Raw genomic sequence first — 23,995 nt, 5'->3', positions numbered from 1 at the left:
TATTCCCTGAAAAGGCCTGTGAAAAGGCCCTGCGCCGGCGCCACACCCGCAGCCTACCTGAAATGACATGTCATCACGTTTTCAAATGCATTAGAGTTATCGGGTCATTTTAAGGAGAGTTTGGTTATGAGCGCCCCGGAAATCCCGCAGTCTTGCCATGTATTCTGCAACGACGCGCTCGGGCGTGATGACGCGACAACACTGGCCGAAAAAATCCGCAGACGGGAACTATCGATAACGGAACTCGCCGGCGCCGCCATTGCCCGGGCACAGGCTGCCCAGCCACTGATCCACGGCGTGGCATCCGCGGATTATGATCAGGCACTCCAGACTGCCTCAACGCTGGATGCAGCGACACAAGTGGGCTCCCAGCCGCTGTTCCGGGGCGTACCGACTTTTATCAAAGACAACACCAACGTGACAGGACTGGCCACGCGCCAGGGCTCTCTGGCAGTACCTGAAGCACCTGCTTCAGACACCAGTCCATTTGCCCAACAGCTGCTTGCGCAGGGGGTCCTGTGCCTGGGCAAAAGCACACTGCCGGAATTCGGCTTTAACGCCACAACCGAGCCTGTTCATGCACCGGCGACACGTAACCCGTGGAACCTGGCCTATTCATCCGGAGCCTCCTCAGGTGGTTCAGCCGCCCTGGTTGCTGCCGGCGTGGTGCCCATTGCCCATGCCAATGACGGCGGAGGCTCCATACGAATTCCGGCCGCCTGCTGCGGTCTGGTCGGTCTTAAACCCACACGAGGACGGTTGATAGACAACGAGGCAGCCGCTTCCCTGCCCATCAACATCATCAGCGAAGGCGTGGTGACCCGCTCGGTGCGCGACACCGCCAACTTTTTCGAACAGGCCGAGAGTTATTACCGGAATCCGAAGCTGCCAGCGATTGGTAAAATTGAGAGGCCATCGGGCCGGCCCCTGAGAATCGGTCTGGTACTGGACTCCATCAATGGCCACATAACCGATGACATCACCCGCCGGACTGTCGAAGAAACCGCGCTGAGACTGGAGAAACTCGGTCACCGCATTGAGCCTGTACCCGTTCCGGTGCACAGCGCTTTCCCGGATGATTTCGCCCTCTACTGGGCACTGCTTGCTTTCGGTATCAGGGCCAACGGCAAGAAACTGCTCCACCCGGCCTTCGACAAGCGCAGGACAGACGGCCTGACCAATGGCCTGGACAGGATGTTCCGACGGCAGTTCTGGCGCCTGCCTGCGGCACTCTGGCGGCTCAAACACTCCTGGCACGACTATGCCCACGCCATGGCAGGCTTTGATGCCGTGCTCACGCCGGTGCTTGGCCACGCCACACCCACCCTTGGCCACCTCAGCCCCGAGGTGCCTTTCGATACCCTGTTCGAGCGACTGCGCCAGTATGTCAGTTTCACCCCACTGGCCAACGCCACTGGCGCCCCGGCAATCTCTATACCCATGGGGCGCACGCCTGATCAACTGCCGGTGTCCGTCCAGTTCATGGGCCGTCACGGGGGCGAACACACCCTTCTGGACATTGCCTACACCCTGGAGGCCAGCCACACCTGGCCGCTGCTGTGCGACTCCAATCGACACAAATTCACAACCGACGACAGCTTGAAGGATTCACTTGCTAATCCGGTCTAGGGTTGGACACTTATAAGAACAGATGCCATATTCTTTAGGAAGCTCAGGGATCATCTGAACTCTCCACCAAACCAAGACTCAGGGCCGTTCGTATTTCAAGAAAAAGGACAACACATTGAGCCCGGCCATGCGTGACAGTGAAGTCCTCGTGACCCATCACAAGGCACTGATGGAGCTGAGCCACAACACCAGCTTCATTGAAATGCCCCGCCCCCGGAAGCTGGCAGCCCTCATGGAGCTGTGCACTCGTTTGCTCGGTATAAAACGGGCAAGCGTATGGTTATTTCCCCCGGAACGGGATCGAATCACTTGCGAATGGCTGCACGACAAAGAACAGCCCGACCGCAACAGTTGCGTGGCGCCGAGTGGCGCAGCATTAAATCTGTTTCGCTCGGACCACCCCGAGTACTTCCGGGCCATCACGGAAGAACGGGTTATTGCCGTGGAAGATGCCCGCAATGATATCCGAACCCGTTCATTCGACGTTGGCTACCTGTCTGTTCAGAACATCTACTCCATGCTGGATGCGCCAATTTTCGACGGCGAACAGCTCAGCGGTGTGGTCTGCCTGGAGTCAGATGTCTGCCGCGACTGGTCGGTCCCGGATATCTCACTGGCTGCTGCGATCGCTGATACCATAAGCCTGATGAACACCCATGAGGCGTGGCTGAGATCCAAGCGGGCCCTGGAATACGTCAGCCGTTACGATTCCCTCACCGGCCTCGCCAACATTGATTCGCTTCGTGACCGGCTGGGTCATCTGGTACGCAAGATCAAACAGCGGGGTACCGGCAGCCTGGCGCTGCTCTGGATTGATGTTGACCGCCTGAAAACCATTAATGACGGCCTTGGCCCCCAAGCCGGCGATCAGGTCATTGCCGACATCGGCCAGCGGCTCAAAGAGATCCAGTTGGCAGGCAAGGATTTTCTGGCCCGGATTGGAGGGGACGAGTTTGCCCTGGTCATCCGCAATTACACCCTGCCCGGCTTCCTTGATGAAGTAACCCGGGAAATCCAGGGCCGGATCCGGCAGCCAATCCGGGTATCCGACCAGGACCTGAACGTCAGTGCCAGCATGGGCATCTGTCACTTCCCCGGTGACTGTCATGAACCCGAGGAACTTCTCCGGGGCGCCGAAGCCGCCATGTACCATGCCAAAAGGCAGGGCCGGGACCGTTCTACCCTATTCGACTCGGAAATCCAGATGACAGCGCGCTCCCGATTTGCGCTGGAAAACGAACTGCGGGAAACCCTCAAAACCAATGGCCTGGATGTCTTCTACCAGCCGATCATGGACCGCACGGCAACACAGCTGGAAAGCGCAGAGGCGCTGGTTCGCTGGCAGCACCCTCAGCGCGGCTGGCTGTCGCCGATTGAATTTCTCGACGTGGCGCGCAGTGCCGGGCTCATGTATGAACTCGGAGCCTGTGTACTCAAAAACGTCTGCGCACACTGGCGTGACGCAAGAGACAGGAACATTGCATTACCCACCATCTCCGTCAACCTTTCAGCCGAGCAGGTATTGGTTCCCGAATTGCCGGAGCTGGTAAAGGAAATCTGCAATAACCAGGATATGCCGGTCAGTGCCCTGCAGTTTGAAGTGACGGAAGACTCGATCCAGGGAGATTTCAGTGTGATCGGTCGGGTTCTCGAGCAACTGGTGGAGGCTGGCGCCGAGCTTGCCATTGATGATTTCGGCACCGGGTACTCATCGCTGTCGCGGCTAAAGAGCTTGCCGTTCTCCCGGATCAAGATCGACCGCTCGTTTATCAACAACCTGCCAGACGACGAAAACGATTGCGCCATTACCCTGTCGATCATTGGTCTTGCCAGGGGGCTTGGCTTGTCGGTGGTTGCGGAAGGTGTTGAAAGTGAAGCCCATGAAGCCTGGCTGTTCGAAAAAGGCTGCGACTACCTTCAGGGCTACCGTTACAGCAAACCGCTTCCCTATTCGGAATTTATCAGCCGCTATTTTTCGAAGTGAACCTGCACGTCAAAACCGGGAAATATCGATAACACTTCGAGGAAGCTTTCCTCCGGTGGAACACTAATCGTAAGTGGCTCACCAGACGCGGGATGACGAAAAGCCATACCCGTCGCCGCCAGCATCAAACGGCCCTGCCCGAAACGTTCGGCAAAATAACGGTTGTGTCGACCCCGGCCGTGATTGGCATCGCCAATTATCGGGTGGTTGATATGTTTCATGTGCCTTCGTAACTGATGCTTCCGCCCCGTTTTCGGGCACAATTCGACAACCGCATAGCGACTGGTCGGATATTTCTCGATCTCTACCGGTATCTCGGTGGTCGCCAGCGTGCGGTAATGACTTACGGCGTCGCGCACCGGCTGCTCCACCCCTTTCAGGCGTCGATCCTCTGGCTCTTCCCTCAAGGGATAGTCAATTTCACCATGCTCCGGTGGCCAGCCACGCACCATGGCCAGGTAGGTTTTTGCCACCTCGCCGGCCATCATTGCCATACCCAGCGTGCGGGCAGTGTCGCTGTCCCTGGCAAACACCAGGATGCCGGATGTGGGTCGATCCAGGCGGTGAACCGGGTAGACATGCTGACCGTCATTAAGCGCCCGGGCATATTGCAGGGCAAACTCGGTTTCATGTTTGTCGATGGGGCTCCGGTGTACCAGCAGCCCGGCAGGTTTGTGGACAATCAGAAGGTAATCGTCCCGGTAAAGAACACTCAGTGGATTCACCATCAAAAGCCTGTCATAAAAAGTTCATAAACTGATTGATATAAAGCCTAATGGTTTTAGTTGCCATGCCGACATATCAATGTACACATACTATAAGCCGCCACGACAAACGATCTGTCACCCACATCCTAATCGGTAAGTATCAATGAACTGGTATTCCAAAAGTATTCTCAACCGGGTTCTCCTGGTCGTTCTCGCAGCCAATCTGATTGTCGCAGCCGTGGCGGTGGTTTACCTGAACTTCTCCCTGAAAGTCAAAGATGACTTCAACGATCTCGTCAGTACCCGAATGGTCAGCGCTCTCGAAGCACAGGATGTACTCTCTGAATTCAAGACCCAGGTTCAGGAGTGGAAAAATGTGCTGATTCGTGGCTCGGATCCGGGCCAGCTGGACAAATACTGGGGCCGGTTCCAGGAGCGCGAAGCGTCCATTCAAAGCCAGCTTGATGAGCTGATTCCCCGTATCCAGGAGCCCGAAGCAAAGTCCCTGATGTCCGATTTCAAACAGGCACATCGGGCAATGGGACGGGCCTATCGCGATGGATTCGAGGCGTTCACTCGCTCCGGTTTTGATCCGAATGCAGGCGATGCCGCAGTACAGGGCATTGACCGGGAGCCCGCCAGGCTGATTGAAAATGCGGCCAGCGCGGTTAGGGAGGACAGTCTGGCCAGGGCCGGGACCCTGAACACCATTGTCACCGAACGCAGCTGGCTGGTGGCAGGTCTTCTGATCGCTGCCATTGTTCTGGGCACCATCGCGCTGATCATAATCCTGTTGTCAGGTGTGGTCCGGCCTGCACAGAAACTCACCTCACAGATCGCCCGGCTGGGTGACGGAGACCTTTCCGACCCGGTCACCATGCAGCGCGCCGATGAGCTGGGGCAACTGGCCGATGCCGCCCGAAGCCTGCACCGGTTCCTCAGCGATACCGGCACCCAGCTCAGTGAAAATGCGAGGCAGCTCAACGAAACCGGTGAACTGATTCGTCAGAACGCCGACAGTGTTGTCAGCCAATCCGACCTGGCCCACCAGCGCATCGAGCAGATAGCCACAGCGATGAACGAGATGTCCGCCACTGCAGAAGACGTGGCCAGTCACGCTGCCTCGGTAGCCACTGAAGTGAGCCAGACATCGGACGAGACTGCTACAGCGGATTCGCAGATCAACAAGGCGGTAGACAGCATGCGTAGGCTGACCGACCAGATCCGGAACTCTGCGGAAACCGTTAACCAGCTCGCCAGCGATGGCAAAAAAGTCGGCGACGTCATGCAGGTTATCCGGGAAATTGCAGATCAGACCAACCTGCTGGCCCTGAACGCCGCCATCGAGGCGGCCCGGGCTGGCGACGCAGGCCGGGGGTTTGCTGTCGTTGCCGATGAAGTCCGGAATCTGGCGGCCAAGACCCAGGAAGCCACCGTGGAAATCGACCAGATCATCGGCGCCATCAGTGGCGCTTCGCGGGACGCCACCGAGTTCATGCAGGCCTCGGGCGTTGTAGCTCAGGAAAGCAGTGAAGCGGTAGAGGCAGTCCGCGCCACCCTCGCCGAAATCAACCGACGCATGGGCAGCATCAATGATGCAACAACCCAGGTCGCTACCGCAGCCGAAGAGCAGACCAGTGTCTGTGAAGACATCAACCGCAATGTCACGGATGTGGCCGAAACCTCAGAGGCCATGCACCAGGCGGCTGAAAATAACCTGCACACCGTGCCCGAACTGGAAGCCATGGCCGCCCGGGCCCGGGAATTGGCAGACCGAATCAAACACTAAACGCTGCGGAACCGCCCGGTCAGTCTCCCGAAGGCCTGGCCGGCCCGGTTGCCCAGAACCAGCAGTGAGGGCGTAAGCAAGAGCGTCAGCACGGTGGCAAACGCCAGGCCGCCGGCGATGGCACTGGAAAGCTGGGTCCACCATTGGGTTGAGGGAGCGCCCAGGCCCAGCGACGGCGTCAGAAGGTCCACATTGACGCCGAGAACCATGGGCATCAGGCCCAGCACAGTGGTGATGGCTGTGAGCAGCACCGGCCGCAGACGCAGGCACCCGGTTTCCAGGGCGGCCTCGTAGGCTTCAACGCCGTCCTTCCGCATCTGGTTGTAGGTATCGATCAGAATAATGTTGTTGTTCACCACAATGCCCGCCAGGGCAATCGTGCCCATTCCCACCATCACAATGCCGAACGACTGGCCGTTTACCAGCAAGCCAAGCAGGACACCGGCGGTGGAGAGCACAATCGCCGAAAGAATAAGGAAAGTCTGGTACAGCGAATTGAACTGGGTCACCAGTATCAGCAGCATCAGCCCGATAGCCACCAGAAACGCCGTGGCAAGGAAGTTGGAGGCCTGCTGTTGATCCTCATTCTCGCCGGCAAACTTCACCGAAATACCCTCCGGTGGCTCCGGCATCTCCGCCTGCAGGGCCCGCAGCAGCTCATCCACACGGCGCCCCTGCGCCAGATCGGATTTGATGGTCACCGTACGCTGACCATCCACCCGAACAATGCTGTTGGTCTTGTCGCCAGGCCGCAGATCAACAAACTCGGAGAGCGGCACCTGGCCTCTCGAGGTGTGGATCGTCTGACGTTGCAGATGGTCCAGCTCCCGCCAGTTGTTGGGCACCCGCACCACAATGTCCACTTCATCGCGCACGTCTTCCGGGCGGTAGGTGGCCAGTTTCAAACCGTTGGTAACCAGACGCACGGCGCTTCCGATGCCAAGCACATCGGTGCCAAAGCGGGCCGCGGCTTCCCGGTCAACCTGCAGTCGCCACTCGATACCGGGCAGGCTCCGGTCGTCTTCGATGTCCACGAAGCCACCGAGCTCCCGCATGCGATCTTTGATTTCGTCCACGTAGCCATTGAGACTGTTCGCCTCCCGGCTGCTCACCTGCAGCTCAATCGGTTTGCCTTCTGCGGGCCCACCTTCCTGCTTGCGGAATTCCAGTTCAATGCCGGGAATATCAGAGGTCATGCCCCGGAAGTCTTCCAGAATCGCGCTGGCCGGACGCCGCGTGAACCAGTCGGTAAACTGGAACTGCAAAACCCCGATCACATCCGGCGCCAGCTGCGAGCTGGTCTGGACCATCGAGCGGGCGTAAAGGGCCTTCACCTCGGGCATGCCGCGCAGGCGCTGCTCCACCTCTCGCACGATGGCATCCCGCTCCCACACCGAGAGATCACCACGCGCCCTCACCTGCACCTGGGCAGAATCCGGCTCCACACTGGGGAAGAACTCCACCCCGTGGTTAAAGCGGGCGTAGGCGGCATAGATCACTGCGATCACACAGAGTACGCCGATCAATGTCAGCCCCGGCGACCTGAGCAACATTGCCAGTACCCGCCGATAGCCCTCCATCAGGCGTCCCTGCGATTGGCCCTGCCGCGCCCGCCGCCCCCCGCTGGTACTGCCCAGCACGGGCAGGAACACCAGCGCCATGGCCAGGGAAGCAACCAGGCAGATGATGACCGTCAGCGGCAGGAACTTCATGAATTCCCCGACGACGCCGGGCCAGAACAGCAACGGCACAAACACCGCCAGTGTGGTTGCGGTCGAGGCAATAATGGGCCAGGCCATGCAACTGGCGGCCTCGGCCCAGGCGTGCTTTACCGTCTGCCCTTCCGACAGGTTACGGTCCGCCAGTTCCGACACCACAATGGCACCATCCACCAGCATGCCGGCCACCAGGATCAGACTGAACAGCACCACGATGTTGAGCGTGAGCCCCATGCTCCAAATCACCAGGATGCCGGTAAGGAAAGCACCCGGAATGGTCAGCCCCACCATCACCGCAGAACGCGGCCCCATGGCGGCGATCACCACAATCAGGACCAGCACAATGGCCGTGAGCACGTTGTTCAGCAGGTCACTGAGAATATCCCGCACTTCCTCGGACTGATCCATGATGTAGCGGATTTCCAGAGAGTCCGGCAGCTCCGGTCTGGCCTGATCGATCAACTCACGAACCTGAGCAATGGTCTCGATAATATTGGCACCCGAACGCTTCGACACTTCCAGCACCAGCGCCGGCTCGCCGTTGATCCGTGCAAAGCCGGTGGGGTCCTTGAAGGTACGCTGAAGCATGGCCACATCGCCGAAAGTGACAACTGTGTCACCGTCCACCTTGATCGGCATGGACATCACATCCTCGATGGTTTCGATCACCCCGGGCACCTTCAGGGCCATGCGGCCGTTGCCGGTATCCAGAGAGCCGGCCGCCACCAGCTGATTATTCCGGGTTACCAGGGAAGCCAGCTGATCAAAATCAACGCCATAGCTCTCCAGTACCTGGGGATCCACCACGATCTCCAGCAGGTCCTCCCGATCGCCGCCAATCTCCACCTCCAGGACTTCCGGAATGGATTCAATGGCATCCTGGAAGCGTCGGGCGATGGTGATCAGCTCCCGCTCCGACAGGGGGCCAGACAGACCCACCGACAGCACCGGGAACAGGGACACGTTGATTTCGTTCACCCTCGGTTCATCCGCTTCCTGGGGCAGTTTGGTGCGGGCGGTATCCACTTTCTCCCGCACGTCCTGAAGCGCCTTGTCCGGATCAAACCCTGCATCAAACTCCAGCATCACCGAGGCATGGCCTTCCGAGGCGGTACCGCGCATTTCCTTGATACCCTCAAGCGAACGCAGCTCCTGCTCCATGGGCCGCACCAGCAGACGCTCGGCGTCCTCAGGGCTGATGCCATCGAGGGTCATGGAGACATAGATCATGGGGATGGTGACGTCGGGGTTGGCTTCCTTGGGGATGGTCTGAAACGCCGCAATACCACCGAGCAGGAGGAACAGGAGCGTCAGCAAGGTGGTCCGGCTGCGATCAATGGCTGCGAAGATCAGTGCGCGCATGCGGTCTAGCCCCTGTCTTCGGCGGCGTCGACCGGCACAACCTGTTCACCGGTGCTTACGAAACCACCGCCCCGGGTAATCAGGCGGATCTCATCCGGCAAGCCGGTCACCCAGGCGCCGTCGGTGGATACACTCAACAGTTTCACTTCACCGAACTCGACACGGTTCTCACCGTTCACGTACTTGACGCCCGGGCGACCGTCATCACCCAGGGACAGGTAGGCGGGTGAGATAAACATCGCCTTTACCTCGGGCAATGCCACACGCAGGCTGGCGCTGCCACCGGCCACCCGTTTTCGATCCGGATTCTCCACCGCGATCTCAACCGCAAAACTCCGGGTCTCGGGCGAGGCGGCACTGGCCACAAAGGTCACCACACCAGAAAGACGGCTGCCATCGAGCAAATCCACGCGAACTGCCTGGCCGGGCGCCACATCGCCCACCGATTGCTGGGGAATCTGCGCGGTCGCCTTAAGGCGATCCACCCTCACCAGCTGAAACAGGGGGGAACCCACCTGCACCAGGTCGCCGGTATCCACCGACTTGCTGTTGATGATGCCGTCAAAAGGCGCCTCGGGAGTGAGATGGCTGATGGCCTGCCGGGCGCTGGTCAGCTCGGCATTGGCCGCAGCCAGTTCACTTTCCAGTGTCAGCACCTCGGATTCCGCCGCGAGATTGCTGGCCCGCAGCCGGCGAGCCGCTGAAAGGTCCGCTTCCAGTTTTCGAACCCGGGACTGCCAGCGCAAAACGGCTGCGCTCCGTCCTTCATCGGCAATCGTCAGCAATGTCTGACCTTCCCGGACCTGCTCTCCAAGCCCCACTGCCAGGGATTCCACCCGCCCGGGCACCTGGGCACTCAGCATCACCGAACTCCAGGGTTCCAACTGACCCTGAAGCATCAGACCCGGCTCGTAAAGCCGTGCTGCCAGGGTTTCCACCTGTACACTTGTGAGCTGGTCCTCGCCGTTGTCCTGACGCTCCGGCGCCTCATCACTGGCCACCTTCACCTCACCGGTCGCCATCCAGACCACCAGCGCGATCACGATCAGAAGTGACAGCCCGAGAGAACCCCATTTTGCTTTCGTCATTGAATGCTCACTGTTCCTGAATCGAAGGTTGGCAGAAAAACCGGCAATTAACGGTTGCATCCGTATAAAAACGTGGGGTAGATTCTACACAGAATCTTTTTACGAATTCAGAGCAGACTGTCGATTTTATGAATCTCAACGCAGTGATTGTCCTTGTGAAGCTTGTCCTGGTGGTCGTGGTACCGTCCGGGGGCTTCTGCGTGGACAAGCGGGTGAGATAGCGACAAACCTGACAAGACACCAGAAACCCCCGGCACCGAAAGGTCCCGGGGGTTTCTTTTTTTACGGCAAAAGAAAAGGGAAAAACGACCATGAACGGCGCACAGCACATTCTTGAAGCGTTCCACCGCCACAACATCAGCACGGTTTTCGGGTATCCGGGCGGCTGCATCATGCCGCTCTACGACGCGCTGGTGGACGATGTGGACGTGGAGCACGTGCTGTGCCGCCATGAACAGGGCTGTGCCCTGGCCGCCGACGGCTACGCCCGGGCCAGTGGCAAGCTGGGCGTCTGCATCGCCACCTCCGGCCCCGGTGCCACCAACCTGATCACCGGCGTGGCCAACGCCCACCGGGATTCCATTCCCATGCTGGTGATCACCGGCCAGGTTCCCTCGGGCCTGATCGGCACCGACGCTTTTCAGGAAACCGACGTATTGGGCATGACCCTTGGCATCGTTAAACACAGCTACCTGATCGACGATGCCGACAGCCTGCCCGCGATCATGGAAGAGGCGATCGACCTGGCTCAGAGCGGTCGCCCCGGCCCGGTCTGGATTGATATCCCCAAAGACCTGTTGCTGACCGAAGCGGCCGATGCGCCCTTCCCCCGGCCTGAGCCCCGTGAAACAGCTTATGCAGACCTGACGGACGCCCTGGCGATGCTGCACGCCGCGCGCAAGCCCCTGCTCTACAGTGGCGGTGGCATCAGCCTGGCCCACGCCGAGGGCAGCTTCAGGGCCTTTGCCGAATCCTCCGCCCTGCCAGCGGTTGTGACGTTGAAGGGCATCGGCAACCCCGGCAAACACAATCCCTACAACCTCGGCATGCTGGGCATGCACGGCTCCCGGGCTGCCAACAAAGCCGTCGACGAGTGCGACCTGCTGCTGGTCATCGGCGCTCGCCTGGATGATCGCGCCACCGGCAAGCTGGACGGCTTTGCGCCCAACGCCAGGATGATTCACATCGATGCCGACGCTGCCGAAATCAACAAACTGCGCGACGCCGACCTGGCCATCCGCGGTGACCTGAACGACATACTGACATCACTGGCGGACGCATTGCAGGCCGACCCACTGGCTATCAGTGAGTGGCAGAAACAGTGCCGCACCTGTTACACCACCGGCGGCTTCCATGCGGCCGACAACGATGATCCGATGGCCCCAATTACCGGCCCGGCCTTCATCCGCCAGCTCTCCCGGATTGTCCCGGACGACACCGTGATCGCCTGCGATGTTGGCCAGCACCAGATGTGGGTGGCCCAGCACTACGAATTCGATCATCCGCGCCACCACCTCACCAGTGGCGGCCTCGGCACCATGGGCTTCGGCCTGCCCGCCGCCATCGGCGCCCAGTTTGCGGATCGCAACAGTACCGTCATCAATGTAACCGGTGATGGCTCGTTCATGATGAACGCCCAGGAACTGGCCACCATCCGCCGCTACAACCTGCCGGTAAAACTGATCGTCATGGACAACCAGTGCCTGGGCATGGTCCGCCAGCAGCAGGAACTGTTCTACAACAACCGGGAAAGCCAGATAAACCTGGACGACAACCCCGACTTCGTCGCCATGGCCCGGGCCTTCGACATCCCGGCCCTGCACATCGAACGCACCGACCAGATCCGCCGCGGCATCGAAACCATCCTGGCCTACAACGGCCCGATGCTGCTGCACGTTGCCATCAGCCGTGAAGAAAACGTATGGCCTATCGTCAAACCCGGCGCCAGCAACACAGACATGATCGACGAAACCGCCCGCACCGCCAAAGCCAGCAAGGAGCAAGTCGCATGAATCCGCAAAGCCAGCCCACAACGCCCAACTACACCATCAACTGCCGAATGACCCACGAAGCCGCCGCCCTGGAGCGCTTGTGCCAGGTGGTCCGCATCCGCGGGTTCCGGATCGCCACCATGGCGGTGGAAACCGCCGGCGAGCATCTGGATATCGCGCTGACTCTGGAAGGCACCCGGCCAATTGCCATGTTGCAGTCGCAACTGGAAAAGCTTCACACGGTTGCCGAGGTTGCCCTCGCGGCTGGATCTGTGGCCCGGTCTCGTTCGGCCTGAGACTTTGGGGGTATCGTCCTTTCCTAGCCTGAGGTTTGGCGGGCGTGGTCTTTTTGTAGCCTGAGATTTGGCGGGCAGGTACGGGGGTGGGGGTATCTTTTCTTCGGGGAAAACAACTCGCTGCGCTCAGACATCTTTTCCCTGTCAGAAAAGATACCCCCACCCCCTACCGACGGGCAGAAAGGATATTTCTGAGGGGAATATTTGGTAGGTCGGATTAGCGAAGCGTAATCCGACAAAATTTGTTGGATTACGCCTGCGGCTAATCCAACCTACAAAAGCACAAAAATCCTTAAACCGGTGAACCCGTGTTGCACGCCGGCGCGGGGTGGCAGGTGGATTTTTCGCCGGAAAAAGGTGTCTGAGCAAAGCGAGTTCTTTTTCCAAGAAAAATCCACCTGCCACCCCGCAAGCCCGCCCCTAAACCCACAGGCTACAAAGGCGGGCACCTCTAAATCACCAGGCTTTGTAAGGCAGGAACTTCCCGTTCATGGTAACCACAACACGGTCGCCCTTCGGATTCTCTTCCTTCTCGATGTCCATGGTGAAATCAATGGCACTCATGATGCCGTCGCCGAATTTTTCATGGATCAGTTCTTTCATGGTATCGCCGTACACACCCACCACTTCGTACAAACGGTAGATCAGCGGATCCTGGGGAACAGCACCGTCCCAGGCTTTTTTGGGGCAGACCTGCAGGGCTTCGGCTATCGGCTTGTCGAGGTCGAGGACTTCACACAGGGCAAAGGCCTTGTCCTCGGTGAGGCTGTTCATACCCAGGGCCGCTGAGGTGGTGAACACCGGGGACATACCGATGGTTTCGGCGATGGCTTCCCAGGTCATGCCCTTGGACACCTTGGCTTCCAGGATTTTGGCGGTCATCAGCTCTTTGTTCATCATGGCTTTTTCCTCTCTTGGGTTTTACGTCAGGCATTCACCGCACGGGCGGCAGTGTCAGATTCGGATTCGGAGTCGGATTCGGTTTCAGCGTCGGCAGACGCTGGCGTTGCCTGGGCAACGCCTTGGGCGGGTTCCACGATTTTCGGGGTACCGTCTTTTTCCGGCAGAGCCGAGCCGCTTCGGTTGACCAGGAAGTCCACCAGGTAGTCCCGGGTTTTGTGGTAGGCCGGGTTCTGGAAAATGGTGGCCCGGGCCCGCGGATGCGGGATATCAACTTTCACGCTTTCGGCGATGCGGGCGTTGGGGCCATTGGACATTAGAAAGATTCGGTCGGAGAGCAGAATGGCTTCATCCACATCGTGTGTGATCATGAACACGGTCTGGCGGGTTTCTTCCCAGATTTTCACCAGCTCGTCCTGAATCACACCTCGAGTGAGCGCATCCAATGCGCCGAAGGGTTCGTCCAGCAGCAGGAGTTCCGGCTGGGTGGCGAAGGCCCGGGCGATACTCACCCTCTGGCGCATGCCGCCGGATAGCTGGGACGGTTTCCGGTTCAGGGCATGGTCCAGGCCCACCATTTTCAGATAGCGCTCACTGTGCTCCTTCACCTTGTCCTTGGACCACTCGGGCCAGCGGGCGCGCACGGCAAAGACGATGTTGTTCAATGTGGTTTTCCAGGGCAACAGGCTGTAGTTCTGGAACACCACGCCGCGCTCAAGGCCGGGGCCTTTGATTTCCTTGCCGTTCATGACCACGTTGCCGGCGCTGGCTTCGTCCAGGCCTGCCAGTACGTTCAGGATGGTGGATTTGCCGCAACCGGAGTGGCCGATGATGCAAACGAACTCACCTTTCTCCAGGGCAAAGCGGATATCCTCGAAGACGGTCAGCTCACCGCCCTGGCCATCCGGATACACCTTGGACAGGCCATCTACTTCCAGGAATGATTTACTCATAACAGGTCTCCATTCGGAGGGTTGAGGCCGGCACCGGTAACCGGTGCCGGACCGCTCATTCGTTGTATTCCACCAGTTTCTGGGCCTTGCCCAGGGCCAGGTCGAGCAGCATGCCCACCACCCCGATCATCAGGATGGAGAAGATCACACTGGCCAGATCCAGGTTGTTCCACTCGTTCCACACGTAGTAGCCAATGCCGGTGCCGCCCACGAGCATCTCTGCAGCCACGATGACCAGCCAGGCAATCCCGATGGAAATGCGCATACCGGTCAGGATGGTGGGGGCGGCGGCCGGCAGGATCACGGTAATGGCGGTGCGCAGGGGACCGAGTTCGTGGGTGCGGGCCACGTTTACCCAGTCCTGCCTCACGTTGGCCACACCAAAGGCGGTGTTCAGCAACATGGGCCAGATCGAGCAGATGAAGATCACGAAGATCGCCGAAGCATCGGAATCCTGGATGATGAACAGGGCCAGGGGCATCCAGGCCAGCGGTGAAATAGGCCGCAGCACCTGGATATAAGGGTTCAGGGCCTTGTACATCAGCGGCGACATACCGATCAGGAAGCCCACGGGCAGCGCGATGGCCATGGCCGCCAGGTACCCGGTCAGCACCCGGTACACCGAATAGGCCAGCTGAATGCCGATACCCTTATCGTTGGCGCCGGCATCGTAGAAGGGGTCGGATAGCTCCGCCCAGGCCAGCTTGATCACCGCCGAGGGTGGCGGCACGCGGGATTCCTGCTCCACTCCACCCATCAGCATTTCGTATTCGGTCAGCCCTGTCTGGGCCTCCGGGGGCTGGGTTGCCATTTCCCAGAGCCCCAGGGCCAGAATCAGGAACGAAACCGACAGCAGTGCTGCTCGAACGTTCAGGGAAGCCATGGTTACACCCTCCCAATGTCGAAGCTGCGTGCATACTCTTCTGCACGATCAGAATCGAACGTCTTGCCCATGATGGTGTGAGTTTTGTAGGTCTTGTCCGGAGCGCTGTAGCCCAGCTCTTCCATGATCTTGCCGGTCTCGCCCGCCAGGTAGACCTGCTCGGCGATGCCCTTGTAGTCGACGTCGCCCTCGATATAACCCCAGCGCTTCATCTGGGTGAGGATCCACACACCCATGGAGTGCCAGGGGAACGGGTCGAAGTCGATTCGGTCCGGCACGTCTTTTACCTCGCCAAGGCCATCGGCGTAGTAGCCGGTCAGAACTTGCTGGATCACCGGTACCGGCTGGTTCAGATAGTTCTTGGGCGCGATCGCTTCGGAAATTTCCTTTCGGTTATCTGGATTGTTGGAGTACTGGGTGGCGTCGATGATGGCGCGTAGCAGAGCTCCGTAGGTATTCGGATTCTGGGTGGCGAACTGTTGGCTGCAGGCAAAGGCGCAGCACGGGTGGCCCTCCCAGATGTCCTTGGTGAGCATGTGGATGAAGCCCACCTTCTCCCACACGGCGCGCTGGTTGAACGGATCCGGAGACAGGTAACCATCGAGGTTACCGGCACGCAGGTTGGCGACCATCTCGGGTGGCGGTACCACACGGATCTGCACGTCCTTGTCCGGGTCGATGCCGTTCTCAGCCAGATAGTAGCGCAACAGGAAGTTGTGCATGGAATACTCGAACGGCACGCCAAACTTGAAGCCTTTCCACTGCTTCGGGTCGCGCTTGTCCTTATGGTCCACGTGCAAAACGATAGCCTGGCCGTTGATGTTCTCAACCGCCGGCATGATGAACGGTTCCGGTGTGGAGCCGGCGCCCATGGTCATCGCCAGGGGCATGGGCGTGAGCATGTGGGACGCGTCGTACTCGCCGGCCAGGGATTTGTCCCGGGCTACCGCCCAGCCGGCGGTTTTGGTCACGGTTACATCCAGGCCGTAGCGCTCATAGAAACCCATGGGGTGAGCCATTATGATTGGCGTGGCACAGGTGATCGGCACAAAACCGACGTTCAGCTTGGTCTTCTCAAGCTTGCCCAGGGATTCCTTCACCGCGGCTTTGGCTTTCTCCATCGGGAACACGCTGCCCAGAACCGCCGCTGCGGTACCAGCACCCATCATTTTCATGAATGCACGCCGGCTGTGTTCATTGTGACCAAACACCGAACGCACCACCGCACCTTCGATAGCGCGATCCATCATCGCTTCAGAATCCAGATGCTCGTCGGCTACTGCCTGCTGGCCGGCCGAGGGCTTGAGATCGAGGGAAATGGACGGGGCGCTGTCGCCGGGTTTGCACTCGGGGCAGCCGCAGGTCTTTGCGTGAATCAGGGACTTGTCACCGTCAAACGGATTTCCAAGGCTTTTCGTGGTCATGGGGCACTCTCCTGAATTAATGGTTATTTCTGCACTCTTGCGGTGCAACAAAGTTGCGGCTCGGGCCCGAGGCCTGAAAAAGGGCCTGGTCGGCTACGCGTTCTGGAAGAGGTATCGCAGGGTTTATGCCAAGTGCGGTTATTTTTTTAACCCATTGTTTTTAAAGCATTAGGAAAGAGAAGCCTGAAAACAGAAGAGCTACGACATTTCGTAATTCACGATTTTTCGTAGCCCGGACTGCGATTTTTCGTAGTTGGCACAGGGTTTGTTTCTTCCTTTGGGAACGGACTCAGGAAATCGCCATGAACACCGAAGCCATCATTCGCCCTGAAATCACCGGCAACTGGATTAACCACCTGCCAGAAGCGGCCCTACTAGTGGACGCTGCCCGGGATCTGATTCTTTCGGCCAACAGCGCCATGGGCCGGATGATCGGCACCGACCGGCAATCCCTCGTCGGCACGCCCTGCACCCATCTGTTCACAGACCAGCGTCCGCAACTGATCGCCTTCACCGAAGAAACCCTGTTTCGCAGCCACGGCTGGAGCCGGGATTTCTTCCTCCAGCACCGGGACGGCCACACCGTGGAGCTGGAAATCTCCTCTTCCCGGGTCGGCGAAGCGGAATCCCAGAATGTGCTGTTGTTACTACGCGACCGCCGCCAGCTTCGTACCCTTCGAGAGCGCCATGATGCCAACCACTACCACCGGGGCGGCCTGCTTGAGTGGCGTCGAGTGGAAGAGCTGTTCAAGGACATGGAAAGGGAAAACCAGCTGATCCTGCATGCCGTCGGGGAAGGCATTTACGGGGTGGATGCCGAGGGCCGAGGCACCTTTGCAAACCCCGCAGCCGAGCGCATGCTGGGATGGCGAATTGACGAGCTTATGGGTCGGGTACTGCACCGCGTGGTGCACCACTCCCATGCCGATGGCAGCCTGTACCCCCTGAAGGACTGCCCGATATACGCCGCCTTCCGCGACGCCAGCGTGAAGCGCGTCGGCGAAGACTGGTTCTGGCGCAAGGATGGCAGCGGCTTCCCTGTGGAATACACCAGCACACCGATTCTGGACAACGGGCATCCGGTGGGCGCGGTGGTGGTGTTCCGGGATATCTCTGCCCGCCAGGAAGCCCAGAAAGAACTGCAGAAAGCGCTGGAAGAAGTAGAGACTCTCAAACATCGGCTGGAAATGGAGAACGCCTATCTGCAGGAAGAACTCAGCGCCGAGTACCACTTCCACGAAATATTCGGCCAGAGCGAGGCGATCAAAGCCATCGTACGGCGGATCGGCATGGTGGCGCCCACCGATGCCAACGTGCTGATCACCGGCGAATCAGGCACAGGCAAGGAGCTGATTGCCCGCGCCATCCACCAGTCCAGCAGCCGACGGGACCGGCCCCTGATTCGGGTGAACTGTGCAGCCATCCCCAAGGATCTGTTCGAGAGCGAGTTCTTCGGCCACATCAAGGGTGCCTTCACCGGCGCCGTAAGCGATCGCGTGGGCCGGTTTGAGCTGGCAGATGGCGGCACCCTGTTCCTGGACGAAGTCGGCGAAATCCCACTGGAACTTCAGGGCAAACTGCTCCGGGTTCTGCAGGATCAGCAATTCGAGCGCGTGGGCGAGAACCACACCCGGGCGGTAGATGTTCGGGTGATTGCCGCAACCAATCGGGACCTGAAATCGGAAGTTCAGGAAAAAACCTTCCGGGAAGACCTCTACTTCCGCCTGAACGTCTTCCCCATCGAATCCGTGCCCTTGCGCCGGCGGCTGGAAGACATCCCCATCCTCGCGCAGGAATTCCTGAACCGGGCCTGCCAGAAGTTCAACAGGCCGCAGCTGGCCCTGAGAGAGCGAGATATGGAAACCCTGAAAGCCTACCACTGGCCCGGGAATGTGCGGGAGCTGGAGAATGTGATCGAACGCCAGGTAATCACCGCCGACGGCCGGCTGGATCTGGACCTGCCGGGGCCGGATTCAGCAGCCCGGTCCAGCAGGGCAGAAGCGCCCCCGGCGAGGCATTACAGCGGCGAACTGATGACGGAACAGGAGTTGCGGGAGCTGGAAAAACAGAATCTGGCACGAGCCCTCACCATGAGCAGTGGCCGGGTCTTCGGGGATGACGGCGCGGCGGCCATGCTGGGCATCAAACCCACCACCCTGACCTCGCGCCTGAAAAAGCTGAAGATCGAACCCAGGGCATTCCAGGTCAGGCCGGAGTGATGCCCACCTGGTTCAGGGCGTAGGTCACCACAATCCAGATCAGCATCACCAGCGGCAGGTAGCGACCAACCAGGTACATACGCCATTCCCACCAGCGGCTCTGGGTGCCCAGTACCGTCCGGATCTTCTCGGGCGGAATGAACCAGCAGAACATGGCGGCCCCCAACACCCCGGAAAAGATGATCACATTACCGCCGGCCACCCGGTCGATCACATCCAGCACCGGCTCCCCGGCAATGTTCCACTCCAGCGGCGTAAAGCTCAGCGCGGATGCCGTGCCCAGCACCAGCATGACAAGAGTGACAAGACTCACAGCCTTGCCATTGCTGAGCCGAAACTCTTCCGCCACCGCCGCAATCATCACCTTCAGTCCAGCCAGGCTGGAACTGAACGCCGCCATAAAAAACAGGCTGAAAAACAGCGTACCGACCCAATAGCCGCCAGCCATATCCTCAAACACCCGCGGCATGGTCACAAACGCCAGTTGACTGCCCTCCGTTGGCTCCATGCCAAGACTGAACACAAACGGAAAGATCATCCAGCCCGCCAGCAGCGCCACACTGGTCTCGGTACCTGCAACAATCAGACAGGCCCGGGGCACGTGGGTCTGCCGGGGGATAAAACTGCCATAGGTCACCAGGTAGCCCTGACCAATCGCCAGCGTGTAGAACGCCTGCCCGAACGCAAACGCCCACAGCTTGCCGTCCGCCAACCGGCTCCAGTCCACCTGGAAAAAGAAATCCTTGGTCTGCTCCCAACCGGGTGTGCGACTGGCGAAAATCACCAGCCCGATCATCACAATGATCAACACCGGCATCAGGATCTTCGACATCAGCTCAATGGCCGTCACATCCTTGGCCAGGATGATTGCCGCCAGCACAGTCACGGCGAAGAAATACCAGAGCGAGTTATACCCCTCGGTAAAATCCCCAAACACCCGGAGGTTGTCTGTTGCGGCATCCACCGCATAACCCAGGGTCCAGCCAGTAATCACCAGGTAATAGCTGGTAATGGCCATGGTGATGAGCACCACAAACCACCCGTAAACCACCCCGAAGCGGTTCACCTGCCGGTAGGTCTGAACCGTGCTGCCCTTGGAAAGCCGGCCGGCCGACACTTCCAGAATCATGATGGGCAAAACCACCACAATCAGCGCCAGCAGATAAGCCACCACAAAAGCGCCACCACCGTTCTCCCCCACCATGTACGGAAACCGCCACAGGTTCCCCAGCCCCACAGCCGCTGCGGCCATGGAGGCCACAAATGCAGGCTCGGAGCTCCACTGCTTGCGGGATTCCTCAATAAATTCGTGGCGCTTTCGCACGGGGGTTCTTTCTCCAATGCCGGGGACTTTCAATGCATTGAAGGCTAGCAAATCATGGGCTTGGCCGCATGACTGATATCAACTTGGGGGGGGCTGGCCGGCGGTAGGTCGGATTAGCGAAGCGTAATCCGACAAAAGTTCGCAGATTGGATTAGACAAAATCTGTTGGATTACGCCTGCGGCTAATCCAACCTACAAGGTTACAGGGAATCCAAGGGGGTATTAACTCGCGATACCTCATGGGTATCTCGGCGCGGGGTGGCCGGTGGATTTTTCGCCGGAAAAAGGTGTCTGAGCGAAGCGAGTTCTTTTTCCAAGAAAAACTCCACCGGCCACCCCGCAAGCCCGCCCCTAAACAGGCAGGCTACGCGAGAAACAATCAGATCAACCCAATAGCAACAGCAGTCCCCTCGCCACCACCAATACACAGCGAAGCAACACCACGCTTGAGTCCACGCTGATTCAGGGCATTGATCAAAGTAACGATAATCCGCGAACCGGAAGAGCCGATCGGATGGCCGAGCGCACAGGCGCCACCGTGGACGTTCACCTTGTCAGCCGGCAGTTTCAGCTCATTGATGGCCGCAAGGGTAACCACGGCGAAGGCTTCGTTGATCTCGAAGAGATCCACATCGTCCACGCTCCAGCCGGCTTTCTTGAGCACCTTCTCGATGGCACCGATGGGCGCCAGGGTGAACTCGGCCGGCAGGCGGGCATGGGTGGCGTGGGCCACGATGCGGGCCTGGGGTGTCAGACCGCGGGCGTCGGCTTCGGCGGCGGAGGCCAGTACCAGGGCGGATGCGCCGTCGCTGATGGAGCTGGAGTTGGCCGCAGTCACGGAACCGTCTTTGGCGAAGGCCGGCTTCAGGTGCGGGATTTTCTCCGGCTTGGCATTGCCCGGCTGCTCGTCGGTGTCGACTTCGGTGTCACCGCCACGGCCGGATACGGTTACCGGAACGATTTCGTCCCGGAACCAGCCGTTCTCGATGGCCGCCAGGGATTTCTGCAGGGAGGCAATGGCGAATTCGTCCATGGCCTGACGGCTGATGTCGTATTTGTCAGCGGTGCGCTGGGCGAAGACACCCATCAGGCCGCCTTCGTAAGCGTCTTCCAGGCCGTCCAGGAACATACTGTCCATCACCTGGCCGTGGCCCATGCGCATGCCGGCACGGGCCTTGGGCAGCAGGTACGGCGCCTGGCTCATGTTTTCCATGCCGCCGGCGATCATGATGTTGTTGGTGCCTGCCTTGATCTGGTCGTGGGCCATGATCACGGCCTGCATGCCGGAGCCGCACATCTTGTTGATGGTGGTGCAGCCGGAGCTGTCGGGAATGCCGGAAGCGCGGGACGCCTGGCGGGCCGGAGCCTGGCCCAGGCCGGCGGGCAACACGCAGCCCATGATCACTTCCTGGACATCCGCCGGCTGAAGGCCGGAGCGTTCAATAGCGGCCTTGATGGAGATGGCGCCCAGGTCCGGGGAGCGCACGGAGCTAAGGGAGCCCATCATGCCGCCCATGGGGGTTCTTGCTGAGCCTGCGATTACCACATCATTGCTGTTCATTTTGTTGTCCTCCTGATTGGGTGGAGGGCCCGATCAGGGGCAGCCTTTCCGGGACACGCTGTAAATACGTCCCTGTACGCTCGACTGCAGCATCCATGCTGCAGACAGTCCCGGAAAGGCTGCCCCTGCTCGGACCCCGAGCATTCGAGTTGCCTTCCTCAGGCCTTGCCCAGTACCGAGCGGGCAATAATTTCTTTCATGACTTCCGAGGTGCCGCCGTAAATGCGCTGCACCCGCGCGTCGATAAAGGCCCGGGAAATCGGGTACTCGGTGGTGTAACCGTAACCGCCAAACAGCTGCAAACAGCCATCGGCCACGCGGCACTGCATTTCGGTGGCGCTGTACTTGGCCATGGAGGCGGTTGGTGCGTCCAGCTCGCCCAGGTCGTACTGGTCGATGCACTGGTCCACGAACGCCTTGTTCACCCGGTAGTCGGTTTCCATGCGGGCGATCTCGAAACGGGTGTTCTGCAGTTGGGCCAGTTTCTGGCCGAACAGTTCCCGCTCCTGGGCGTAGGCGATGGTCAGGTCCAGGGAGCCACGGGCGGCAGCTACGCCCAGCGCACCGATCACCAGACGTTCCCGGGGCAGTTCCTTCATCAGGTAAACAAAACCCTGCCCCTCTTCACCGAGGAGTGCGGAAGCCGGGATGCGCATGTCAGAGAAGAACAGCTCGGAAGTATCCCCGGAATGCTGGCCGATCTTGTCCAGGTTGCGGCCTTTGCTGTAGCCCGGCAGCGAGGTATCCACCAGGAACAGACTGATGCCGCGGGCGCCGGCTTTCGGGTCGGTTTTCGCGGCGACGATGACCATGTCAGCGTGCTGGCCGTTGGTGATGAAGGTCTTGGAACCGTTCAGGATGTACTCATCACCATCCTTGACCGCGCTGGTGCGGATCGCCTGCAGGTCACTACCGGCGCCGGGTTCAGTCATGGCGATGGCGCCAACGGCTTCACCGGAAACCAGCTTGGGCAGCCACTGTTGCCGTTGCTCTTCATTGCCCATGTGGCTCAGGTAGGGAGCCACAATGTCCGAATGGACCATCACGTTCGTGGACAGCGCGCCGAATCCCATGCGGGCGAGTTCTTCACCCACCACCACGGAGAACTGGAAAGGTGCACCAATGCCACCCCACTCTTCAGGCACATCCACGCACAGCATCCCGGCGTCGCCCAGGGTGTTCCAGAGCTCGCGGGGCACCAGCCCGGACTTCTCCCAGGCTTCGTAGTGCGGCGTCACTTCTTTTTCCAGGACCTTGATAACGGAATCCCGGAACATCCCCAGTTCTTCTTTATCAACAGACACGGTCATGTATGTCTCCTGCAATTGAATGCTTTACTTGGGCGCCATACGAAGCGCGCAGTCCAGACGAATCACTTCGCCGTTGAGAATCGGGTTGCGCACCATCTGGTCCACCATCATGCCGAATTCCTCTGGCTTGCCGAGGCGTTTCGGGAATGGCAGCGTGGCGGCCAGGCCCTCCTGAACTTCCTCTGGCATACCCGCCATCATGGGTGTCATGAACAGGCCCGGTGCAATCGTATTTACACGGATGCCTTCGCGAGCCAGCTCACGGGCCGACTGCAGGGTTAGCGATACCACACCGCCCTTGGAAGCACTGTAGGCCGCCTGGCCAATCTGGCCCTCATAGGCGGCTACCGAAGCAGTGTTAATGATCACACCGCGCTCACCATCGGCGTTGGGTTCACGCTGGGCCATGTCCGCTGCCGCCAGGCGCAGGATGTTAAAGGTACCAATCAGGTTGACCTGGATAACCTTGCTGAAGTTCTCCAGCGGCATCACGCCCTCGCGGCCCAGAATCTTCGAGGCCGTGGCAATACCGGCGCAGTTAACAGCAATACCGCAGGGGCCGTGGGCCTCCCGGGCGGCAGTGATGGCCGCTTCGGCGCTGTCCGGGGAACTGACATCACATTTCAGGAAAATGCCGCCGATATCCGCGGCCACCTTTTCACCCTGCTCTTGCTGAAGATCCAGAACAGCGACCTTGCAGCCGGCAGCGGCCAGTGCCCGCGCCGCACCCTCGCCCAGTCCGGAAGCACCGCCTGTTACAATGGCTGCCACATTTTTGAATTCCATCGTTCACTCCCCTTTTCAGGATTCTGTTTGTTAAAAATCGGACCCTAAAACTACTTTACGTTTACGTAAAC

At 59.5% G+C, this 23,995-nt stretch carries 17 protein-coding genes; 6 read left to right on the top strand and 11 right to left on the bottom strand.

What is annotated here, in order from left to right; all coding sequences use genetic code 11:
* The first annotated feature begins 126 nt into the window (after positions 1-126).
* Together KEHDKFFH_RS12430 and KEHDKFFH_RS12425 are read left to right on the top strand one after the other, a co-directional pair.
* Positions 127-1,629 (top strand): amidase, encoded by a 1,503-nt coding sequence (locus KEHDKFFH_RS12430; RefSeq protein WP_104322214.1) that lies wholly within the window; start codon positions 127-129, stop codon positions 1,627-1,629.
* Positions 1,630-1,756: 127 nt separating this feature from the next.
* Positions 1,757-3,613, top strand: coding sequence for a sensor domain-containing phosphodiesterase (locus KEHDKFFH_RS12425; protein ID WP_104322256.1), 1,857 nt, complete (start codon positions 1,757-1,759; stop codon positions 3,611-3,613).
* On the opposite strand, the gene KEHDKFFH_RS12420 is transcribed toward KEHDKFFH_RS12425, so the two are convergent.
* The gene (locus KEHDKFFH_RS12420) at positions 3,598-4,341 is read right to left on the bottom strand and encodes a pseudouridine synthase (RefSeq protein ID WP_104322213.1); all 744 of its coding nucleotides are present in this window, start codon (positions 4,339-4,341) and stop codon (positions 3,598-3,600) included. The genes KEHDKFFH_RS12425 and KEHDKFFH_RS12420 overlap by 16 nt on opposite strands.
* A gap of 142 nt (positions 4,342-4,483) precedes the next feature.
* Between KEHDKFFH_RS12420 and KEHDKFFH_RS12415 the strand changes: the two genes are divergently transcribed.
* Positions 4,484-6,109, top strand: coding sequence for a methyl-accepting chemotaxis protein (locus KEHDKFFH_RS12415; protein WP_104322212.1), 1,626 nt, complete (start codon positions 4,484-4,486; stop codon positions 6,107-6,109).
* On the opposite strand, the gene KEHDKFFH_RS12410 is transcribed toward KEHDKFFH_RS12415, so the two are convergent.
* Both KEHDKFFH_RS12410 and KEHDKFFH_RS12405 read right to left on the bottom strand, forming a co-directional pair.
* Positions 6,106-9,189: an efflux RND transporter permease subunit gene (locus tag KEHDKFFH_RS12410; protein WP_104322211.1), complete on the bottom strand. Its 3,084-nt coding sequence runs from the start codon at positions 9,187-9,189 to the stop codon at positions 6,106-6,108. The genes KEHDKFFH_RS12415 and KEHDKFFH_RS12410 overlap by 4 nt on opposite strands.
* Positions 9,190-9,194: 5 nt before the next feature.
* Positions 9,195-10,277: an efflux RND transporter periplasmic adaptor subunit gene (locus tag KEHDKFFH_RS12405; RefSeq protein ID WP_104322210.1), complete on the bottom strand. Its 1,083-nt coding sequence runs from the start codon at positions 10,275-10,277 to the stop codon at positions 9,195-9,197.
* 311 nt (positions 10,278-10,588) lie between these two features.
* Here KEHDKFFH_RS12405 and ilvG point away from each other — a divergent pair, with 311 nt between their 5' ends.
* Both ilvG and KEHDKFFH_RS12395 read left to right on the top strand, forming a co-directional pair.
* A complete protein-coding gene (gene ilvG, locus KEHDKFFH_RS12400) occupies positions 10,589-12,289 on the top strand; it encodes an acetolactate synthase 2 catalytic subunit (protein WP_104322209.1) in 1,701 nt (566 codons plus the stop codon).
* Entirely contained in the window at positions 12,286-12,564 is a 279-nt protein-coding gene (locus tag KEHDKFFH_RS12395) for an ACT domain-containing protein (RefSeq protein WP_104322208.1), read from the top strand. The genes ilvG and KEHDKFFH_RS12395 overlap by 4 nt, the downstream gene beginning before the upstream one ends.
* 456 nt (positions 12,565-13,020) lie before the next feature.
* Here KEHDKFFH_RS12395 and cynS read toward each other — a convergent pair whose 3' ends face one another.
* The 4 genes from cynS to KEHDKFFH_RS12375 are packed head-to-tail and all read right to left on the bottom strand — an operon-like array spanning position 13,021 to position 16,724.
* Complete coding sequence (cynS, locus tag KEHDKFFH_RS12390) at positions 13,021-13,464, bottom strand: cyanase (RefSeq protein WP_104322207.1); 444 nt, start codon at positions 13,462-13,464, stop codon at positions 13,021-13,023.
* 26 nt (positions 13,465-13,490) lie between these two features.
* Positions 13,491-14,417 (bottom strand): ABC transporter ATP-binding protein, encoded by a 927-nt coding sequence (locus tag KEHDKFFH_RS12385; protein WP_104322206.1) that lies wholly within the window; start codon positions 14,415-14,417, stop codon positions 13,491-13,493.
* Positions 14,418-14,472: 55 nt separating this feature from the next.
* The gene (gene ntrB, locus KEHDKFFH_RS12380) at positions 14,473-15,300 is read right to left on the bottom strand and encodes a nitrate ABC transporter permease (protein WP_104322205.1); all 828 of its coding nucleotides are present in this window, start codon (positions 15,298-15,300) and stop codon (positions 14,473-14,475) included.
* A gap of 2 nt (positions 15,301-15,302) precedes the next feature.
* Complete coding sequence (locus KEHDKFFH_RS12375) at positions 15,303-16,724, bottom strand: ABC transporter substrate-binding protein (RefSeq protein WP_104322204.1); 1,422 nt, start codon at positions 16,722-16,724, stop codon at positions 15,303-15,305.
* 302 nt (positions 16,725-17,026) lie between these two features.
* Between KEHDKFFH_RS12375 and KEHDKFFH_RS12370 the strand changes: the two genes are divergently transcribed.
* Positions 17,027-18,943, top strand: coding sequence for a sigma 54-interacting transcriptional regulator (locus tag KEHDKFFH_RS12370; RefSeq protein ID WP_104322203.1), 1,917 nt, complete (start codon positions 17,027-17,029; stop codon positions 18,941-18,943).
* On the opposite strand, the gene KEHDKFFH_RS12365 is transcribed toward KEHDKFFH_RS12370, so the two are convergent.
* From KEHDKFFH_RS12365 to KEHDKFFH_RS12350, 4 genes are all read right to left on the bottom strand, one after another.
* Positions 18,930-20,267, bottom strand: a complete 1,338-nt coding sequence (locus tag KEHDKFFH_RS12365) for a sodium-dependent transporter (protein ID WP_104322202.1) — start codon at positions 20,265-20,267, stop codon at positions 18,930-18,932. The genes KEHDKFFH_RS12370 and KEHDKFFH_RS12365 overlap by 14 nt on opposite strands.
* A gap of 379 nt (positions 20,268-20,646) precedes the next feature.
* Positions 20,647-21,828, bottom strand: coding sequence for a thiolase family protein (locus KEHDKFFH_RS12360; protein WP_104322201.1), 1,182 nt, complete (start codon positions 21,826-21,828; stop codon positions 20,647-20,649).
* 158 nt (positions 21,829-21,986) lie between these two features.
* Positions 21,987-23,138, bottom strand: a complete 1,152-nt coding sequence (locus tag KEHDKFFH_RS12355) for an acyl-CoA dehydrogenase family protein (RefSeq protein ID WP_064227316.1) — start codon at positions 23,136-23,138, stop codon at positions 21,987-21,989.
* Positions 23,139-23,162: 24 nt separating this feature from the next.
* On the bottom strand, positions 23,163-23,924 hold the full coding sequence (locus KEHDKFFH_RS12350; RefSeq protein ID WP_104322200.1) for an SDR family NAD(P)-dependent oxidoreductase: 762 nt from the start codon (positions 23,922-23,924) through the stop codon (positions 23,163-23,165).
* Positions 23,925-23,995 lie beyond the last annotated feature (71 nt).

It is taken from the genome of Marinobacter maroccanus (assembly GCF_002933275.1).
GTDB lineage: Bacteria > Pseudomonadota > Gammaproteobacteria > Pseudomonadales > Oleiphilaceae > Marinobacter > Marinobacter maroccanus.
This window is presented reverse-complemented; position numbering and strand designations above follow the sequence as displayed.